The sequence below is a fragment of the Streptomyces mangrovisoli genome (assembly GCF_000974985.2).
GTDB classification, from domain to species: Bacteria; Actinomycetota; Actinomycetes; order Streptomycetales; family Streptomycetaceae; genus Streptomyces; species Streptomyces mangrovisoli.
Map to the genome: position 1 here is coordinate 36,665 of NZ_LAVA02000106.1, position 18,369 is coordinate 55,033.

13 protein-coding genes and 1 pseudogene are annotated in these 18,369 nt (G+C 72.2%); 7 read left to right on the top strand and 7 right to left on the bottom strand.

From position 1 onward, the window contains the following. Nucleotides 1–2: 2 nt before the first annotated feature. From WN71_RS34500 to WN71_RS34515, 4 genes and pseudogenes are all read right to left on the bottom strand, one after another. Nucleotides 3–1,502, bottom strand: a complete 1,500-nt coding sequence (locus WN71_RS34500) for a cellulose-binding domain-containing protein (RefSeq protein ID WP_046589170.1) — start codon at nt 1,500–1,502, stop codon at nt 3–5. A 269-nt stretch (nt 1,503–1,771) separates the two neighbouring features. Next, nucleotides 1,772–3,097 carry a radical SAM protein gene (locus WN71_RS34505; RefSeq protein ID WP_046589172.1) on the bottom strand — a complete coding sequence of 442 codons (1,326 nt, stop codon included), beginning with the start codon at nt 3,095–3,097 and terminating at the stop codon, nt 1,772–1,774. 58 nt (nt 3,098–3,155) lie between these two features. Beyond that, nucleotides 3,156–3,819, bottom strand: a pseudogene (locus WN71_RS40445) (pyridoxamine 5'-phosphate oxidase family protein). A 371-nt stretch (nt 3,820–4,190) separates the two neighbouring features. Further along, entirely contained in the window at nt 4,191–5,198 is a 1,008-nt protein-coding gene (locus WN71_RS34515) for a hydroxyacid dehydrogenase (RefSeq protein ID WP_046589228.1), read from the bottom strand. A gap of 121 nt (nt 5,199–5,319) precedes the next feature. Here WN71_RS34515 and WN71_RS34520 point away from each other — a divergent pair, with 121 nt between their 5' ends. The 6 genes from WN71_RS34520 to WN71_RS34545 all read left to right on the top strand — a co-directional run bounded on the left by WN71_RS34520 (nt 5,320) and on the right by WN71_RS34545 (nt 14,227). Further along, nucleotides 5,320–6,570 (top strand): D-arabinono-1,4-lactone oxidase, encoded by a 1,251-nt coding sequence (locus tag WN71_RS34520; RefSeq protein ID WP_046589177.1) that lies wholly within the window; start codon nt 5,320–5,322, stop codon nt 6,568–6,570. 183 nt (nt 6,571–6,753) lie between these two features. Then, entirely contained in the window at nt 6,754–7,917 is a 1,164-nt protein-coding gene (locus WN71_RS34525; protein WP_240529871.1) for an ROK family transcriptional regulator, read from the top strand. 248 nt (nt 7,918–8,165) lie between these two features. Beyond that, entirely contained in the window at nt 8,166–9,425 is a 1,260-nt protein-coding gene (locus WN71_RS34530) for an ABC transporter substrate-binding protein (RefSeq protein ID WP_046589179.1), read from the top strand. A gap of 16 nt (nt 9,426–9,441) precedes the next feature. Continuing rightward, nucleotides 9,442–10,404, top strand: coding sequence for a carbohydrate ABC transporter permease (locus WN71_RS34535; protein ID WP_046589181.1), 963 nt, complete (start codon nt 9,442–9,444; stop codon nt 10,402–10,404). Next, nucleotides 10,401–11,273 (top strand): carbohydrate ABC transporter permease, encoded by an 873-nt coding sequence (locus WN71_RS34540; RefSeq protein ID WP_046589183.1) that lies wholly within the window; start codon nt 10,401–10,403, stop codon nt 11,271–11,273. Before WN71_RS34535 ends, WN71_RS34540 begins: the two co-directional genes overlap by 4 nt. Before the next feature lie 53 nt (nt 11,274–11,326). After that, nucleotides 11,327–14,227 carry a glycoside hydrolase family 2 TIM barrel-domain containing protein gene (locus tag WN71_RS34545; protein WP_046589185.1) on the top strand — a complete coding sequence of 967 codons (2,901 nt, stop codon included), beginning with the start codon at nt 11,327–11,329 and terminating at the stop codon, nt 14,225–14,227. Between the two features lie 31 nt (nt 14,228–14,258). Here WN71_RS34545 and WN71_RS34550 read toward each other — a convergent pair whose 3' ends face one another. From WN71_RS34550 to WN71_RS34560, 3 genes are all read right to left on the bottom strand, one after another. Continuing rightward, nucleotides 14,259–15,605, bottom strand: a complete 1,347-nt coding sequence (locus tag WN71_RS34550; RefSeq protein ID WP_079178346.1) for an MFS transporter — start codon at nt 15,603–15,605, stop codon at nt 14,259–14,261. Then, on the bottom strand, nt 15,602–16,267 hold the full coding sequence (locus WN71_RS34555) for an ArsR/SmtB family transcription factor (RefSeq protein WP_046589187.1): 666 nt from the start codon (nt 16,265–16,267) through the stop codon (nt 15,602–15,604). The genes WN71_RS34550 and WN71_RS34555 overlap by 4 nt, the downstream gene beginning before the upstream one ends. A gap of 61 nt (nt 16,268–16,328) precedes the next feature. Next, on the bottom strand, nt 16,329–17,642 hold the full coding sequence (locus WN71_RS34560; RefSeq protein ID WP_046589188.1) for a YhgE/Pip domain-containing protein: 1,314 nt from the start codon (nt 17,640–17,642) through the stop codon (nt 16,329–16,331). A 113-nt stretch (nt 17,643–17,755) separates the two neighbouring features. Between WN71_RS34560 and WN71_RS34565 the strand changes: the two genes are divergently transcribed. Then, entirely contained in the window at nt 17,756–18,322 is a 567-nt protein-coding gene (locus WN71_RS34565) for a TetR-like C-terminal domain-containing protein (RefSeq protein WP_046589190.1), read from the top strand. Nucleotides 18,323–18,369 lie beyond the last annotated feature (47 nt).

The window sequence follows — 18,369 nt, forward strand, 5'->3', positions numbered from 1 at the left end:
GCTCAACCCGTGGTGCAGGAACGTCCGTTGAGGGTGAAGGCGGTGGGTGTGGAGTTGCCGCCCTGCCAGGTGCCGAGGAAGCCGAAGGCCAGCGTGCCGCCCGCGGCGACCGACTTGTTGTAGTCGGCGGCGGTGGCGGTGACACGGGCGCCGCTCTGGGCGACGGTCGCGTCCCACATCTGGCCGACCTGCTGGCCGTCGCGGAAGGACCAGCCCACGCGCCAGTCGCTGAGGGCGCGCGTGGTGGTGACCTTCATGGTGACCTGGAAGCCGGTGCTCCACTGGCTGTCGAGGTGGTAGTCGACGGTACAGGTCGCCGGTTCGCTCTGCTCGGGGGTGGGACCGGTGTCGCCGCTCGCGGTGGCGGACGAGGTGCCCTGCGGCTCGGGGTCGGGGTTCTTGTGGGCGCCGGCGGTCGCCGTCGTGGTCGGCGAGGGGGTGGCCCGGCCGCCGTCGGGAACCCGGGAGGCCGACTCCGCGGTCACCGGCGCGGCGGAGGTCGCGGAGGCGCCGGGGTCGGCGATGGGCCGGTGGTCGATGTCGCTGACGGCGGCGTCCTTCGCGGAGTCGCCGTACGGCATCATCGACACCGCCAGCGCCAGTCCGGACAGCACGACGGCCGCGACGAGCAGGGAGTTGCGCACGACGCGGGTCCGCGCGGCGCCGTCCTTCGGCTCCCCCGGCAGGGCGCCCCGCCCGCCGGGACGGGCGCCGCGGCGCACCTCGGCGGCGCGGCGGCGGCGCTCCAGATAGGCGTGTCCGCCCCAGCCGATGACGCCGGACGCGAGGGCACCGGGCAGCGCGCCGCCGTGCAGCCGCAGGCAGGCGGCGGCCTCGGCGCACTGCACGCAGGTGGCGAGGTGCCGGGAGAGGTCCACCGGGGCGTCGGCGGCGGAGGAGCGGGTGACGGCGTCCAGCAGGCGCGCGTAGCTGCGGCACTGGGCGTCCATCGGGGTGTCGAGATGGTTGCGGTGGCAGCGGTCCCGGAACAGGCCGCGCACCTGGTCGAGTTCCTGTACGGCGCTCTGCGGGTCGAGCCCGAGGCGCGGGGCCACCTCGGACAGCGGCAGCGCCTCCACCTCGGCGAGCCACAGCAGCGCCGCGTCCGCCTCCTGGAGGTCGCGCAGGCCGCGCAGCGCGATGGGGCGCTGCAGCGGCGGGCCCGTATAGCGCTCCGCCTTCTCGGAGTTGAGCCACAGCCTGAGGTCGGGGTCGAGGCGGTGGCCCCGGCCGTCCCGCTCCCAGGCGGCGGCGGTGCTGCGGACCGCGGTCAGCAGCAGCGGGATCATCGGCAGCCGCGGGGCGCGGCGTCCGGGGCCGCCCGAGGGTGCGGAACCGGCCGCACGGGCCTCGCGCATCCCGAGCGTGAACGCCTCCGTGGCCAGCTGGTTGGCGGCCGCGGTGCCGGCCGTGGCGAGGTCGGCATAGGAGAGGACCGCGTCCCAGTACTCGGTGAACAGCTCTGCCTCGGTGGCGTCCTGGGGGGTCGGCAGGTCAGCCATGGGTCTCCTGCATCCACAAGCGAGGTCAACTCACCATATCGGCAATGGAGTTGGGGGGAACCTCGACGCGGGGCCAGAGCCTTTCACGCCGCGGACACAACTGACAAGCCGCTCTTTCATATAGATGCGGGCGGCCACGCCCCCTGCCCCTTGTACGGATCGCGACGGCGCGGCGACTCAACGTCCCCGAAAATCCGTCGCGTTCACACTTTCACAGCCGGGCGCGAGGACGCACCTCCCCAGGTACGCCCTCGTCTTTGCCCGTCCGTTCACACCTCGGCGGGCGCCTCGTCCACCGCCGGAAGGCTGTCCATGAAGGAGCTGACGGAGAAGACCGCGCGGCCGGGTCCGGGCTCGCCGTAGCCGGGCGGGGAGGACAGGCCGAAGTCGTCCATCGTCGCGCGGTAGGCCTCCAGGAGCCGGATGTGGTACTCCAGCGGCGCGCCCTGCGGGTTGGCCTTGCCGAGCGGGGTCGTCGGCTCGGGGCACCAGGTGGTGAAGCGGGGCGTGATGCCGTGCGACATGAAGAAGCGCAGGCCCTCGGTGGTGGAGGCGATGGCCTCGTCGACGGTGGTGAAGCCGAACGGCTCCGCCATCTCCACGCCCGCCACGAAGTTGGGGATCACGTTGCGCGCGCCGAAGATCTCCGCCGAGTCGAGGATGCGCTTGTGCCATTCGTCGCGGCCGACGTAGCGCTCCTTGCCGGGGCAGTACAGCTCGAACAGACGGCGGTCCCACACCTCGTAGTTGGGGTGGTAGATCTGCACGCCGTAGTCCTTGAACCGCTGCACGTCGTCCCGGGGCAGCGCCTGCGCGACGACCTTGCCGATCCAGCGGCCGGGGAAGCGCTCCTCGATGGCCTTGGCGTAGTGGCCGTAGAAGTCGGCCTCGTCGCGGCCGGCGACGGTCTTGGTGATGGCGCCGCCGGTGAGGGTGTAGGCGGTGGACGCCTTGGCGGTGTCGTAGCGGTCGATGATCTCGAGCGCCTCCAGCACCTCCTCGACGTCCTTCACCCCGGTGTAGGGGCGTCCGGCGGCCTTGTGCTGGCGCCAGTTGTGGTTGATGTCGCAGTACTGGCACTCCTCCTTGGCGCCGAAGTACTGGCAGACGCGGAAGACCGTGAGGTAGATCAGGTAGCCCCACTGGATGGTCGGGGCCACCTCCATCACGGACTTGCCGTTGGAGAGGGTGTGCCGGTAGTACTCCGGCATCGGCGGAACGCCGACGTCGGCGATCCGCTTTCCGTCGAGGTAGAGCCCGAGGACTCCCTCGTCGTCGGCGGCGACCCGGTAGGGCGAGGTGGGGTTCACCCGCACGGAGACGACCGTGCGCCGCAGGTCGTAGGGCCCGCCGGTGAGGATGATCTCCTCCGGGGGCCGGCGCAGGGCGGCCTCGCCGAGCTCCGGCAGGGTGCCGTGGTCGAACGAGAAGATGAAGTACGACTTCGGCTTGACCTCGCCGCTCTCGTTGTCGCTGAGGGCGGACGCGTCGAAGGCGACGCCTCCTCGCAGCAGGTCCTCCTTGAAGACGGCTTCCCGCGGCACGTGCGGGAACCGTTCCATCAGATCCTCGACCAGCGCGGTGCGGCTGCCCATCCCGTCATCTCCTCCTGGCTAGGCGTACGACTCCTCACGGTATGCCCCCACGCGGGCGTCAGTGCTGCCGGGTCCCCTCCCGGCGGGCGATGTGTTCTGGTACGGGGGCTTCCGCCGGGAGTGCCGGGTCGGCCACCGGGGCGCCCCAGACCGAGGTCAGCGGCAGCGTCCCGGCCCACAGACCCAGCGCGGCGTCGGGTCCGTCGCCGTCGTCGGGCGGGCCGGTGCGGATCTTGACGGACGCCTCCTCCAGGGAGAGCGCGAGCAGGGTGGTGGCGGCGAGTTCCCGGCGGCTGGGGCGCCGGGCGTACCCCCCACTGGCCGGGCGCGGCCTGCTCGCTGAGCAGGCGCAGCCCTTCGAGCTTCTCGTCGGGGTCGGTGACCGGTCGGGCGTCCGCGTGGATCATCGCGCTGCGGTAGTTCACCCCGTGCTCGAAGACGGACCGGGCGAGCACGAGCCCGTCGACATGGGTGACGGTCACGCAGACGGGCACGCCGCCCGCGAGGCTGCGGCTGGCGACCGACCCGTGGACGTACAGCCACCGCTCGTCGCGGCCGTAGACGGTGGGGACGACGAGCGGACGCCCCTCGACCACCACCCCCAGGTGGCAGACGAACCCGGCGTCCAGCACGGCGTCGAGGTCGGCCCGCTCAAGACTGCCCTGCTCGCGCAGACGCCGATGCCGGGTGAGCTCGGTGACGGGAAGCCGCTCGGATGCCATGACCGTCAATCTACCGATATCGATCGTCCACGGCCACAGAGATGGCGATCAAGCCCTTGAAGCTCTGCACCTACGACGAAATCCGCAGCAAACAGAGAACCATGCGCCCCGACAGGGGCGCGGGGAACGGCGCGAAACGCCCCACCCACCCGCAGACAAGCACGTTCCCTTTCAGGGGCGCGGGGAACTGCGCGAACAGCCCCCACGCACCCGCAGCCAAGCACGTGCCCCTTCAGGGGCGCGGGGAACTGCGCGAACAGCCCCCACGCACCCGCAGGGAAGAACGCACGCCATCAGGGGCGCGGGGAACTGCGCAAAAGGCCCCACCGGCCCGCGGGGACGAGCACGCCCGGGCCGCCGGGCCCCGCCGCCTAGGCGACCCGTTCCAGCGACGCCGGATCAACCCCGTGCAGCAGCTCCCCACCGGCGGCCAGCCGTTCCGCCTCCGCCGCCACCGCCTCCCCCAGCCGCGCGACCTCGTTGCCCTGGGACCCCGCGAGATGCGGGGTGACGAAGGCGTTCGGCATGTCGAGCAGCGGCGAGTCCGCGGGCAGCGGCTCGGGGTCGGTGACGTCGAGCACCGCGCTCAGCCGGCCGGTGCGCAACTCCTCCACCAGCGCGTCGTGGTCGACGAGCGAACCCCGCGCCGTGTTGATCAGCACCGCGCCGTCCGGCATCAGCGCGAGTTCGCGGCGGCCGAGGAGGTGCCGGGTCTCCGGGGTGGCGGGCGCGTGCACGGTGACCACGTCGGACTCCCGCAGCAGATCGTCCAGCGGCCGCAGCCGTACGCCGAGCGCGGCGGCGCGGGCCTCGTCGACGTACGGGTCCGCCAGGCTCACCCGCAGCTCGTGCGGGCGCAGCAGGTCGATCACCCGGCGGCCGATGCGCGAGGCGCCGATCACGCCGACGCGCCGGCCGTGGTTGCCGATGCCGGGGACGACGGTGCCGTAGGGGAAGGACCGGCGCACCCGCAGCAGGTCGCGGAAGGCGAACAGGTCCTTGCCGGTGAGCAGGATCATCGCGAGCGTGTACTCGGCGACGGGCACGGCGTTGGCCTCGGCGGCCGAGGAGACGGCGATGCCGCGCCGCCACACCTCCGGCGTGGTGAACCCCTTCACCGATCCGGCGGCGTGCAGCACCGCCCGCAGCCGGGGCGCCGCGTCGAGCACCGCGTCGTCCAGCGGCGGGCAGCCCCAGCCGGTGATCAGGATCTCGGTGCGGGCGAGCGCCTCCGCGAGATGCGGGGCGCGGAAGTCGTGCGCGACCAGCGCGGGATCGATGTCCACCGCCCGGCGCAGTCGCGCGAGCACGTCCGGCGGGAAGATCTGGGGGATGTTCTCGGCGGCCAGCGCGAACAACGCCTGCGGACGCTCGGTCAAGGACGTCATCCTCCGGTTCGGTGGCGCACGGGCAGCGACCGTTCGCTACGGACGTTGCCTACGGTAGGCAGCGGTGAACGAGGGGGTCAATGGACCCGCGCGCTGCGAGAGGACGACACGCATGACCGAGAGGGTCGGCAACTGGGCCGGGAACATCACCTTCGGCGCGAAGGAGCTGCACCGGCCGCGGTCGCTCGACGCGCTGCGCGACCTGGTCGCGGGCAGCGCGAAGGTGCGGGTGCTCGGCAGCGGGCACTCGTTCAACGAGATCGCCGACCCGGGCCCGGCGGGCGTCCTGCTCTCGGTCGCGGACCTGCCGCCGGTGATCGACGTCGACACGACGGCCCGTACGGTACGGGTCTCGGGCGGCGTGCGGTACGCCGAGCTGGCCCGCACGGTGCACGGACACGGTCTCGCGCTGGCCAACATGGCCTCCCTGCCGCACATCTCGGTGGCCGGTTCGGTGGCGACGGGCACGCACGGCTCGGGGGTGGGCAACGGCTCGCTCGCGTCGGCGGTGCGCGCGGTGGAGCTGGTCACGGCGGACGGCGCTCAGATGACTCTGGCCCGCGGGGACGACGCGTTCGGGGGCGCGGTCACCTCGCTGGGCGCGCTCGGTGTGGTCACCGCGCTCACCCTCGACCTCGAACCCGACTACCTGGTCGAGCAGTACGTGTACGAGGAACTCCCGCTGGAGGGGCTGGACTTCGAGGCGGTGGCCGGGTCGGCGTACAGCGTCAGCCTGTTCACCGACTGGCGGCGGCCCGGCTTTCGCCAGGTGTGGCGCAAGCGGCGCACCGACGAGCCGCTGTCCGACTTCCCCTGGGCCCGGCCGGCGACCGAGCCGCTGCATCCGGTGCCGGGGATGCCCGCGGTCAACTGCACGGAACAGCTAGGGGTGGCGGGGCCGTGGCACGAGCGACTGCCGCACTTCCGCGCGGAGTTCACGCCGAGCAGCGGGGCGGAGCTCCAGTCGGAGTATCTGCTGCCGCGGGGCTCCGCCCTGGCCGCGCTGCACGCCGTGGACGAGATCCGGCAGACCGTGGCGCCGGTGCTCCAGACGTGCGAGGTGCGCACGATCGCCGCCGACGAGCAGTGGCTGAGCCCGGCGTACGGGCGGGACTCGGTGGCGCTGCACTTCACGTGGATCGAGGACACCGCGGCGGTGCTGCCGGTGGTGCGCCGGCTGGAGGCGGCGCTCGATCCCTTCGGCGCGCGCCCGCACTGGGGCAAGGTGTTCACGGTGCCGGGCGCGGAACTGCGGGAACGGTACCCGCGGTTGGGTGACTTCGGGGCGCTCAGGGAACGGCTGGACCCGGCGGGCACGTTCACCAACGCGTTCCTCGCGGACTTCGTCGACCCCCTTTCCTAACCCCTTGTCGAACGCGCGGCGCCGAACATAGCCTGGCGCCGCGGCGGAGGGATGGGGGCAGGCTCGGTGAAGGACACATCAGGCACCTCGCGTACGTCACGCACATCACGTACGTCCCGCGCGGCACGCACGTCGCGCACTTCGCGTACGTCACGTGACATCCGCACCGCGAACCGCTACGAGGTGCTGCGCCAGATCATCGCCGAATCCCCCACCTCGCGCCAGGAGTTGGCGGCGGCCACCGGGCTGAGCCTGGCCACCGTCGCCACCCTCGTCGCCGAACTGCTCGATCTGCGGCTGATCACCGAGGTCGGCTTCGAGGACTCGGCGGGCGGCCGCCCGCGCGGGCTGGTCGCGGTGCACGCGGAGGGCGGCGCCCTGATCGGCGTCGACATCGCGGAGACCTATGTCCGGGTCGAGCTGTTCGACCTGGCGCTGACCGTGCTGGCCCGCGCCGCCGAGGACATGCGCCCCGGCGAGAACCGCCCCGAGCAGGTGGTCGCGCAGGTCGCCGCCGCCGTCGACGCGGTGGTCGCCCGGGCCGGCCTGGAGAGCGCGCGCGTGCTCGGGGTCGGGGTCAGCGTGCCGGGCCAGGTGGACCGGGACTCCGGCGTGGCCCAGTACGCGCCGAACTGGGACTGGCACGACGTGCCGCTGCTCGGCCTGCTGGCCGAGCGGATCGGCTATCCGCTGTACCTGGACAACCCGCTGCGGGCCTGCGCGGTAGCCGAGTTGTGGTTCGGGGCGGCGCGCGGACGCGGGGATGCCGTGGTGGTCAACCTCGGCACCGGGGTGGGCGCCGGACTCGTGCTCGGCGGCGGCCTGCACCGCGGGGTGAGCAACAGCGCGGGCGAGTGGGGGCACACCACGCTCGTGCTCGACGGGCGGCTGTGCCACTGCGGCAACCACGGCTGCGTGGAGACCTATGTCGGCGCGCCCGGAATCATGCAGAACCTGCGGGAGTTGAGCCCGCGCAGCCCGCTGCTGCACCCCGAGGACCAGACCGCGACCATCGCGGCGCTGGCCCGCGCGGCCACGGAGGGCGACCCGGTGGCGGTCAAGGTCGTCTGCGACACGGCCCGTTACCTCGGCGCGGGCATCGCCGACCTGGTCAATCTGCTCAACCCCGAGGTGGTCGTGCTCAGCAGCTGGGTCGCGGCCGCCCTCGGTGAGCCGCTGCTCGCCGAGGTGCGCGAGGCCGTGGCCCGGCACGCGCTGCGCCGGCCGCACGCCGCCACCGAGATCGTGCTGTCGCCGGTGCCCACGGACCCGGTCTGCCTGGGCGCCGCGACCTTCGCGCTGGAAGGGGCCCTGCAGGCGGTGCACCACCGGCCGGGCAGGCGCTGACCGACCCGTCCCGAAGCCGAGGGCCGCCGGAGCCACCCCCCTGACCCGGCGGCCCTCACCGTTTTCCGCGTCCCGAGTGCGAACGGTTCGTTCGACATCCCGGACGACCGGCAGGACTTCGGATCCCGCTTCGTCCAACCCCTTGCCGAAGCCTTAGCGGAAGGTTAACTTCCCGACCGCACAGGAACGCGAGTCACCCGGTACCGACCGTCCATCGCCGCAGCCGTACTCGAGACAAGGACGTCGCCATGTCGGCAATGAGCAGCACCTGGGACCGCCGATCACTCCTCCGCGCCGGCGCGGGCCTCGCCACCGCCGGCGCCCTCGCCGCCTGCGGCGGCAACAACGGCCGAGGCGGCGGCGGTTCTGGCTCCTCGCTCGTGCAGTACTTCCACGCGTACGGCGAGGCGGGCACCGAACAGGCCATCAAGCGGTACGCCGCGGCGTACGACAAGGCCTCGGTGCGCACGCAGTGGATCACCGGCAACAACTTCGAGACCAAGCTGTTCTCGGCGCTGCTGACCAAGCAGGCGCCCGACGTGTTCGAGTTCCACCCGCAGCTCCAGCTGGTCACCAGCGGCCAGGTCGCGGATCTCACCGAGCTGATCGCCCCGGTCAAGGACGACTTCAACCAGGCGGACATCACCTCGCACACCGTGGACGGCAAGATCTACGGGATCCGGATGATCGACGACCCGCAGTTCTTCTACTACCGCAAGTCGCTGCTGGAGAAGGCGGGCGTCGGGGTCCCGCAGACGCTGGACGAACTCGTCGAGGCGGCCGCCAAGCTGACCACCGGCAAGGTCAAGGGCCTGTTCCTCGGCAACGACATCACGGCGGTGCAGTACCCGCTGATCTGGTCCGCGGGCGCCGACACGCTCGACTCCTCGAACCAGATCGCGTACCACACCGACGGTGTCATATCCGGTCTGAGGACGCTGCGTTCGCTCTTCACCAGCGGGCATCTGCTGCTCGACGCGCCCGCCGACTACTGGGACCCCTCCGCGCTCGACCAGGGTCTGTGCGCCATCCAGTGGGGCGGCATGTGGTCCATGCCCGTCATGCAGAAGGCGCTCGGCGACGACCTCGGCATCTTCCCGTTCCCGAAGATCGGCTCCGCCGGCCGGCTGTCGGTCTACAACGGCGGCTGGTCGATGTTCGTCAACGCCAAGGGCAAGAACGTCGACGCGGCCAAGGAGTACGTCAAGTGGCTGTGGATCGACCAGAAGAAGTACCAGGAGGACTGGGCGACGTCGTACGGCTTCCACATCCCGCCCCGCGCCTCGATCGCGCAGTCCGCCACCAAGCTCAAGTCGGAACTGCCCGAGCAGGGCGTGCAGCTGTTCAACACCTACGGGCACTTCGACAACATCCACTGGACGCAGGCGATGATCACCGCCTTCAACGACGTCCTCGCCAACAGCGTGCGCAAGAACGGCTCGCCGGAGGCCGCGCTCGACGCGTGCGACAAGAAAGTGAACCGCGAGCTGAAGAAGCTCCAGGGATAGGCCGGCCGAGCACGCCATGGCGACCACCACGACACGCGGCCCCGCCCGCCCCGCGCCCCAGGCGGCCCACACCTCCCGGCGCCGCAGCCTCGGGACCCGGAACGCCCTGAACTTCTGGCTGTTCACCGGGCCCTTCCTGATCGGCCTGATCGTCTTCGTCTTCGTGCCGATCGGCTGGAGCGTCTGGCTCAGCTTCTTCGACGCCCGGTTCACCGTCACCCCGAGCACGTTCATCGGCCTGGACAACTACCGCACGGTCCTGGAGAACCCGAACTTCACCGACTCGCTGGTGACGTTCACGGTCTTCGCCGCCTTCATCGTGCCCATCACCTGGGGACTCTCCCTCGGCCTCGCGCTGATGGTGCACCGGCTGCGCTTCCTGCGGGCCTTCTTCCGTTCCGTGTTCTTCCTGCCGACCGCGTGCAGCTATGTCGCCGCCTCGCTGATCTGGAAGATGTCGATCTTCAACGGGGTCCGCTTCGGCCTCGCCAACACCGTCATCGGCTGGTTCGGCTTCGACAACGTCGCCTGGCTGGCCGACCCCGACCCGCCCTGGTACTGGCTGGTGCTGGTGACACTGCGGCTGTGGCTCCAGGCCGGTTTCTACATGATCCTGTTCCTCGCGGCGCTCCAGAACATCCCGGCGGAGCTGTACGAGGCCGCCGCGATCGACGGCGCGCGGCCCGGATTCCAGACCTTCCGGTACATCACGCTGCCGCAACTGCGCGCCACCTCCACCGCGGTGATCCTGCTGCTGCTCATCGCCGCCTACCAGGCGTTCGACGAGTTCTACAACCTGATGGGCAAGGCGACCTGGGGCCAGCCGCCGCTGGTCGAGCTGTACAAGGTGGCCCTCGGCGAGAGCCAGGACTACGGCCAGGGCAGCGCGGGCGCGGTCATCCTGACGCTGCTGATCTGCGTGGTCACCCTCTTCCAGGGCAGGATCCTCGGATTCGGACGCGCGGAGGAGGCCAGGTGACCGCCACGACACCCTCGTCCGACCGCTCCCGCCGGGTGCGGCACGGCGGCCCGCTGGGCGGCGCCGGACTGTACCTCGCGGTCGCCGTCGCCGCGCTGCTCTTCCTGCTGCCGTTCTACCTGATCGTCCGCAACGCCCTGATGCAGGACCAGGAGATCACCGGCGAGGACTGGAAGTGGTGGCCCTCCCACATCCGCCTGTCCAACGTCACCGAGCCGTTCCACGATCTCACCGTCGACTTCGGCCGTTCGCTGGTCAACTCCGCGATCGTGGCGGTCCTGTCCACCGTCGGGACACTGCTGGTGTGCTCGCTCGCCGGCTACGGCCTCGCCCGCATCCCCTACCGGCACGCGAACAAGGTGTTCTACGCCGTCCTGGTCACGCTGATGGTCCCCACGGCCGTCACCTTCGTGCCCGGCTTCGTGCTGGTGTCCTCGCTGGGCTGGGTGGACACCTACCGGGGCCTGATCGTCCCGGGCCTGTTCAGCGGTTTCACGTGCTTCCTCTTCCGGCAGTACTTCCTCGGGTTCCCCAAGGAGCTGGAGGAGGCGGCGCGCGTGGACGGGCTCACGTACTGGAGCGCGTACTGGCGGGTCGTCGTGCCCAACTCGCTGAACTTCTTCGCGGCGATGGCCACCATCACCTTCATCAGCGGCTGGAACGCCTTCCTGTGGCCCCTGGTCATCGGCCAGGACCCGAGCGCGTGGACCGTCCAGGTCGCGTTGTCGTCGTATCTCACCAACCAGACCGTCAACTACCACCTGATCTTCATGGCCACCGCCCTCTCGATCCTGCCGCTGGTCCTCGTGTTCCTGTTTCTCCAGCGCTGGCTGGTGCAGGGTGTGGCACAGACCGGCATCAAGGGCTGAACCCGCAACAACCGACGACGACCAACGACATCAAGGGCTGAACTAGGAGACCGATGTCTTTGCGCACCACCGCAGCCGACTACGTGACCGACGTCTCGCCGGGCAGCGGCGCGCTGCCCGCCCGCACCCGGTACGCCGTGTCGGACGCCATGTCCCGCTCACTGAACGGCCGTTGGCGCTTCCGGCTGTCACCCGCCGCCGACACCGAGGACGAGTCGTTCGCCGCGCCCGGGTTCGACGCCGGGGAGTGGGCCGAGATCGAGGTCCCCGGGCACTGGGTCCTCCAGGGCCACGGCACGCCGATCTACACCAACCACCTCTACCCCTTCCCGGTGGACCCGCCGCACGTGCCCACCGAGAACCCGACCGGCGACCATCTGCACGTCTTCGACCTGCCGTCCGGCTGGCCGGAGGACGGCGGCGCGGTGCTGCGGTTCGACGGCGTCGAGAGCTGCGCCCGCGTCTGGCTGAACGGCACGGACATCGGCGAGTTCAAGGGGTCCCGGCTGCCGCACGAGTTCGCCGTCGGGCATCTGCTGCGGCCGCGCGGCAACGTCCTCGCCGTCCGCGTCCACCAGTGGTCGGCGGGGTCGTACCTGGAGGACCAGGACCAGTGGTGGCTGCCCGGCATCTTCCGCGACGTCACGCTGCTGCACCGGCCGCCGGGCTGCGTCGCCGACTTCTTCGTGCACGCCGCCTACGACCACCTCACCGGCAAGGGCACCCTGCGCGTCGACTCCGACGTCGACGGGCGGGTGTCGGTGCCCGCACTGGACATCGATGTCGCCACCGGCGAGCCGGTGACCGTGCCGGTCACGCCGTGGACGGCGGAGACGCCGCGGCTGTACGACGGCGTCCTCGCCACCGAGGGCGAACGGGTCCCGCTGCGGATCGGCTTTCGCACGGTGACCCTCGCGGACGGGCTGATCAAGGTCAACGGCCGCCCGATCCTGTTCAAGGGCGTCAACCGGCACGAGTGGCACCCGGAGCGGGGCCGCGCGCTCGACCCGGACACCATGCGGGCGGACGTGCTGCTGATGAAGCGGCACAACATCAACGCCGTACGCACCTCCCACTATCCGCCGCACCCGGCCTTCCTCGACCTGTGCGACGAGTACGGCCTGTGGGTGATCGACGAATGCGACCTGGAGACCCACGGCTTCACCGAACAGAACTGGCGGGACAACCCCGTCGACGACGACCGCTGGACCCCGGCCCTGCTCGACCGCGCGGCCCGCATGGTCGAACGCGACAAGAACCACCCCTCGGTCGTGCTGTGGTCGCTCGGCAACGAGGCCGGCACCGGCCGCGGCCTGACCGCCATGGCCGAATGGATCCACGGCCGCGACCCCTCCCGGCTCGTGCACTACGAGGGCGACGCGAACTGCCGTGACACCGACGTCCATTCGCGGATGTACGCCTACCACGAGGAGGTCGAGCGGATCGGCCTCGGCCTCGACGGCGGGCCGCAGCGCCGGCGCGAACTCCCCTTCATCCAGTGCGAATACGCCCACGCGATGGGCAACGGTCCCGGCGGACTCAGCGAGTACCAGGAGCTGTTCGAGTCGCACGAGCGCCTCCAGGGCGGGTTCGTCTGGGAGTGGATCGACCACGGCATCAAGGACGAGCGTTTCGGCTACGCGTACGGCGGCGACTTCGGCGAGGAGCTGCACGACGCCAACTTCGTCTGCGACGGACTGCTCTTCCCCGACCGCACCCCCTCCCCCGGCCTCGTCGAGTACGCGAAGGTGATCGAACCGGTCCGGATCGCCGGCGACCCCGCGGACGGCACGGTCCGCGTCACCAACCGCCACGACTTCGCCGACCTGTCCGCCCTCGCCTTCGAGTGGGCCTACCAGGCGGACGGCGAGACACTGGCGACAGGCACGCTGCCCGTACCGCCGTCGCTCTCTCCCGGCGAGAGCGCGGAGGTCGAACTGCCGGAGCCCCCCGGCGCGGTGCCTGCCGGAGCCGAGACCCACTGGATCGTCCGCGCGCTGCTCGCCAGGGACACCGCCTGGGCGCCGCGCGGCCATGTGGTCGCCTGGGGCCAACTGCGGGCCGGGACACGGCCGGTGCCTGCCCCCGTCCACCCCACGACGGCCCCGGTCCGCGGCCCCGGCACCCTCACACTCGGCCCCGCCGCCTTCGACGCCCGCACTGGGGCGCCGACCTCGATCGGCGGCGTCGAGGTGCGCGACCTGCGCCTGGACGTGTGGCGCGCCCCCACCGACAACGACAACGGCGCCGGCTGGCAGCGCGAACCGCGCCACGGCCTGCTGTGGCGCACCCTGGGCCTGCACCGGATGCACCATCGCCTGGACGCGGTGGAGGTCGGCGCCGACGCGCTGACGGTCCGTACCCGGGTGGCGCCCGCCGCCTCGGACCTGGGTCTGCGCACGGTGTACCGCTGGACCTCCGACGGCACCCGGCTGCGGCTGACCGTCGCGGTGACCCCCGAGGGCGACTGGCGCCTGCCGCTGCCCCGGCTGGGTGTCCGCCTCGGCCTGCCCGGACCGGCGCACCGGGTGACCTGGTACGGCGGCGGCCCCGGCGAGGCGTACCCGGACACCCGGGCGGCGGCGCTGCTGGCCCGCTGGGAGTCGACGGTCGACGCCCTCCAGACCCCCTACGTCCGCCCCCAGGAGAACGGCGCCCGCGCCGACGTCCGCTGGGCGGAGATCGGCGGCCTGCGGATCGAGGGCGACCCGGCCTTCTGCCTCACGGCCCGCCGCTGGACCACGGAACAGCTCGACGCGGCCGCCCATCTCACCGACCTCGTCCCGGGCGACACGGTCTGGGTCAACCTCGACCACGCCCAGATGGGCATCGGCACCCAGTCCTGCGGCCCCGGCCCGCTGCCCGCCCACCACCTGCACGCCGAACCGGCCGAGTTCTCCTTCGTCTTCACGCAGTCCACGGCATCCGTGAAGTCCGTGAGGTCCACGACCTGACGCCGTCCTGAGCCGACGGGTCCGGGTCGCGCTACGGCGCCCGCACGGCCCCCGGCTCCGCGACACCGCCGCCGTCCGGCCGCCCCTGCGCGGGCACGGCCGACGGCGGTGCGGCCTGCGCCGCCGTGCGCAGGCCGGGGACCGGGGAGGGCAGCAGCCACAGCACGGACAGGGCGCCGCCGACCGCCGCCACGGTGAACACCCCGCGCAGGCCGAGCGTCCCCGCGAGGGCGCCGCCGGTCAGCGCGCCCAGGGGGCGTATGCCGTAGTTGACCGTGACGTAGGCGCCGGTGACGCGGCTGCGCAGGGCGTCCGGGACGGCCGAGGCGATCACGGAGTTGAGGTTGACGTCGAGCAGCATCACGCCGAACGCGGACAGGAACTCGACAGCGCCCAGCATCCCGGCCCGCGCCCCGAGCGGGCCCGTGGCCGCGCAGATCAGGGCGAGGGGCGCCGGGAACAGCACGGCCCCCACCGCGCCGCTGCGGCCCACTCCGATCAGCCGGGCGATCGCGGGCGCGGCCAGGGCGCCGCACAGTCCGCCGACCGCGCCGCCGCCCAGGGCCAGCCCGATCACGCCGGGTGTGAGGCCGAGCGTCCGGGTGGCGAACAGCACCAGCAGGCCGTTGCCGGCGAGGAGCGTGAAGAAGTTGACCGTCGTCGTGCAGCCGAGGCACGCCCGCAGCACCGGATCGCGCACGACGAGGACCAGCCCCTCCCGGGCACGCCGCAGCAGGGAGGGGCCCGCGGCCTCCGGCGCCGGTTCGATCACCCGGGTGCGCCCGACCAGGAACGCCGAGGCGAGGAACGACAGCGCGTCGGCGAGCACCGCCACGGGCGCGGTCAGCACCTGGACGAGCCAGCCGCCGATCGCGGGACCGGCCACGAAGGACGCCGAACGGCCGGCGCTGAGCTTGCTGTTGGCGTCGACGTAGGCCGACGGCGGGACGAGGCGCACGAAGTAGGAGGAACAGGCCGTGCCGAAGACCACGCCCGCCGTGCCGGTCAGCAGGGCCATGACGTAGAGCTGGCCGAGGGTGACCGCGCCGCACAGGGCGGCCACCGGCAGGCTGAGCAGGGTGCACGCGCTGAGCAGGTCGGCGGCGACCATGAGCCGGCGCTTGCTCGGGCTCCGGTCGACCCAGGCGCCCAGGACCAGCCCCAGCAGGCTGGGCGCCCAGGCCAGCGCGGTGAGCCGGGACACCTGGGCGGCGCCCGCGTGCAGGGTGCCCACCGCGACCAGGGGCAGGGCGAGTTCGGAGATCCGGTCGCCGAACTGGGAGACGGTCTGCCCGGCCCAGAAGCGCGCGAAGCGCCCGTCGCGCCAGAGCGGGCCGGGCCGTGGGGCAACGGCGTCGACGGCGTCCGGAGCGCTCACGCCGGCCCCGCTCCACCGTCCGCGCCCCGCGGGCCGGCCGCCGCTTCCGAGCCCTCCAGATCGTCCGGGCCTTCCGGCCCTTCCGGAGCCTCCGGCAGGGCGTACAGGAGCAGGCGTACACCCCTGCTGCCGGTGGGCCGGTCGGCCGCGTCACGGGTGACGTACCGCGCGACCAGTTCCTCCATCTCGTCCTGGAGCGCGGCCAGTTCGTCGGAGGTGACGACAATCCGCGTGTTGGCCCCGCCCGCGCGCCGGGTCCACTCCGGCTCCAGGCCCGGTTCGGTCTCGGTCAGCCAGCGCAGCGGCAACTCGGCGCTGCGGGCGAAGAGTTCGCCGGACAGCACCCGGGCCGCCGACCGCCCCTCCGTGTCCTCGGGAACCTCGAACCGGAACCCGCGTGCCACCGCGGCCCAGCGCCGCTCGCGCCGGTCGGAGCCGCCCCGCGCGTCACGGACCAGGCCGAAGCCCGCCAGATGGCGCAGGTGCCAGCTGGTCACCGAGGGCGTGGCGCCGACATGCGGGGAGAGCCGGGTGGCGGTGGCCGGTCCGTACCGTTGCAGGCGTTCGAGGATCGCGAGCCGCACCGGATGGGCGAGGGCCCGCATCGCCCTCGGGTCGGTTATCTCTATGTCGCCGTATCGATTTCCCTGACCGGAGTCCATGACGTGAGAGTGTTCTCTCGGAATTCGTGAGAGTCAAGTCTCACGTCTGCCCGGCGACCCGTCAGGAAGCCTGTGGTGTAAGGCGTTTGTGGCCCCTGCGGTCGTAGTACGCCGTCATCGCGAAACCGAAGACCAGGGCCAGGAGCGTGCCGATGGCGATCATCAGCCAGGCTCGGGCGAGTCCGGCGTCGGCTCGCGCGGAGAAGTAGAGGATCGCGCGGACCCCGTCGCTGAGCTGGCGCATCGGTTCGAAGACGGAGAGGAAGCGGTAGAAGCCGGGGACGGCCTGGAGCGGGACGGTCGCGCCCGAGGAGGGCAGGCCGAGGACGATGAAGACGAACATGGAGACCAGCTGGCCGATGCCGCCGAACGCGGCGTTGATGGCCTGCACGCCGAGGCCCACGGCGAGGGCGGCGCAGTAGGAGTAGATCCACAGCAGCGGCAGATGGGAGGCGTCCATGCCGAGGATGCCGACGGTGGCCGCCATGACCAGGGAGACGGTGAGGACGGTGATGCCCGCCGTCATCAGCATCTTCAGCAGCAGGGTCTGGGTGCGGTCCACCGGGACCGTGGGGCGGCGGGTGTGCCAGGGGCCGAGCTCGATGTCGGCGTAGCCGAGGGCGCCGTCCACGCCGGTGTGGATGATGTTGCCGCCGATGAACCCGGTCAGCACGAGCAGCAGGGTGTAGTAGAAGGCGGACAGGCCGAGCCCGCTGTGCCGGCCGATGGGGTGCCCGACGGCGGTGACGACGTCGACCGGGTCCGCGAGGAGCAGCCGGGTCGTCGCGTCCGCGGCCGTGTGCGCGGTCAGCTGCTTTCCGATGGTCGCCGACGCCTGCTGCGCGGCCGCCGTGGTGATCTTCGAGGCGAGCGACGAACCCAGGCTGCCCTTGCCGGGGTTGGTGAGCACGGTGAGCGTGGGCCGCGTGGTCGCGCCGGTCGTGGTCAGCGCGGCCACGGAGTCGGTGAAGCGCGGCGGGACGACGAGGGCGCCGTACACCCTGCCGCTGTCCAGCTGGTCCTGGGCCTCGGCGCGGGTCAGGGTGCGCCAGTCGGCCGTACCGCCGCCGGAGGTGACCACCGCCCGGGTGATCTGGGTGCCCAGATTCGTCCGGGCGCCGGGCAGCGGGGCGCTCCGGTCGCCGTTCACCAGGGCGATGGGCAGGTGGTGCAGGTCCTCGTCGGGGTGGACGATGCCGCCCATGTAGAGCAGGGAGAGCAGCAGCGCGAGCAGGCCGGTCAGGACGGTCGGCATCAGCCACAGCCGGGGGCGGCGCAGCAGCGCGGCCGCACGGGCTCCGGCCGGGCTGCGGGGTCGGTCGGTGCCGGGGCCGCCGGATGCGGCGTCGTCCTCGGCGGGCAGGTGGTCGTCCATGGGGGCAGTCTGACGCCGGACCCGGGGCCGGACGGTGCACAAACACGCCGGGCCGCCGCCTCATATGCTGGGGCGGCTTCCGATGCTCCGACCCTCGAGGAAAGGGACTGGTCATGGCCCGCGCCGGCCTCACGACCGAGCTCGTCGTCGCGGCCGCCGCCGATCTCGCCGACGAGTCCGGCTTCGAGAACGTCACCCTGTCCGCGCTGGCCCGCCGCTTCGGCGTGAAGGACGCGAGCCTGTACTCGCATGTGCGGGGCCTTCAGGACCTGCGCACGCGGGTCGCGCTGCTCGCGGGCGGCGAGCTGATCGACCGGATCGCGGCGGCGGTGGCGGGGCGGGCCGGGAAGGACGCGCTCGTCGCGTTCGCGGGCGCCTACCGGCGGTACGCGCTGGAGCGGCCGGGCCGGTACGCGGCCACGCAGATCCGCGTCGACCAGGCCCTGGTCGCCGACTCCCCCGCCCTGCGCCGCACCGCCGAGATCACCTACGGCATGTTGCGTGCGTACGGCCTGGAGGAACCCGATCTCACGGACGCCGTACGCCTGTTGCGCAGCGCCTTCCACGGGTACTGCGCCCTGGAGGCGGCCGGCGGCTTCGGCGCGCCCCGCGAGGTGCAGGCGTCCTGGGACAAGGCGGTCGACGCGCTGCATGTGGCGCTGGAGCACTGGCCGCGGTGACACGGCCCCGGGTCGCCGGTGGGCCACCCGGTCGGGCGGTTCGCCCG

Excerpts from the sequence above, each read along its gene's own strand:
- WN71_RS34520 (WP_046589177.1), top strand. The coding sequence starts at position 5,320 with ATGACCGAGAGGGTCGGCAACTGGGCCGGGAACATCACCTTCGGCGCG.
- WN71_RS34565 (WP_046589190.1), top strand. The coding sequence starts at position 17,756 with ATGGCCCGCGCCGGCCTCACGACCGAGCTCGTCGTCGCGGCCGCCGCC.
- WN71_RS34545 (WP_046589185.1), top strand. The coding sequence starts at position 11,327 with ATGTCTTTGCGCACCACCGCAGCCGACTACGTGACCGACGTCTCGCCG.
- WN71_RS34560 (WP_046589188.1), bottom strand. The coding sequence starts at position 17,642 with ATGGACGACCACCTGCCCGCCGAGGACGACGCCGCATCCGGCGGCCCC.
- WN71_RS34555 (WP_046589187.1), bottom strand. The coding sequence starts at position 16,267 with ATGGACTCCGGTCAGGGAAATCGATACGGCGACATAGAGATAACCGAC.
- WN71_RS34535 (WP_046589181.1), top strand. The coding sequence starts at position 9,442 with ATGGCGACCACCACGACACGCGGCCCCGCCCGCCCCGCGCCCCAGGCG.
- WN71_RS34530 (WP_046589179.1), top strand. The coding sequence starts at position 8,166 with ATGTCGGCAATGAGCAGCACCTGGGACCGCCGATCACTCCTCCGCGCC.
- WN71_RS34500 (WP_046589170.1), bottom strand. The coding sequence starts at position 1,502 with ATGGCTGACCTGCCGACCCCCCAGGACGCCACCGAGGCAGAGCTGTTC.
- WN71_RS34505 (WP_046589172.1), bottom strand. The coding sequence starts at position 3,097 with ATGGGCAGCCGCACCGCGCTGGTCGAGGATCTGATGGAACGGTTCCCG.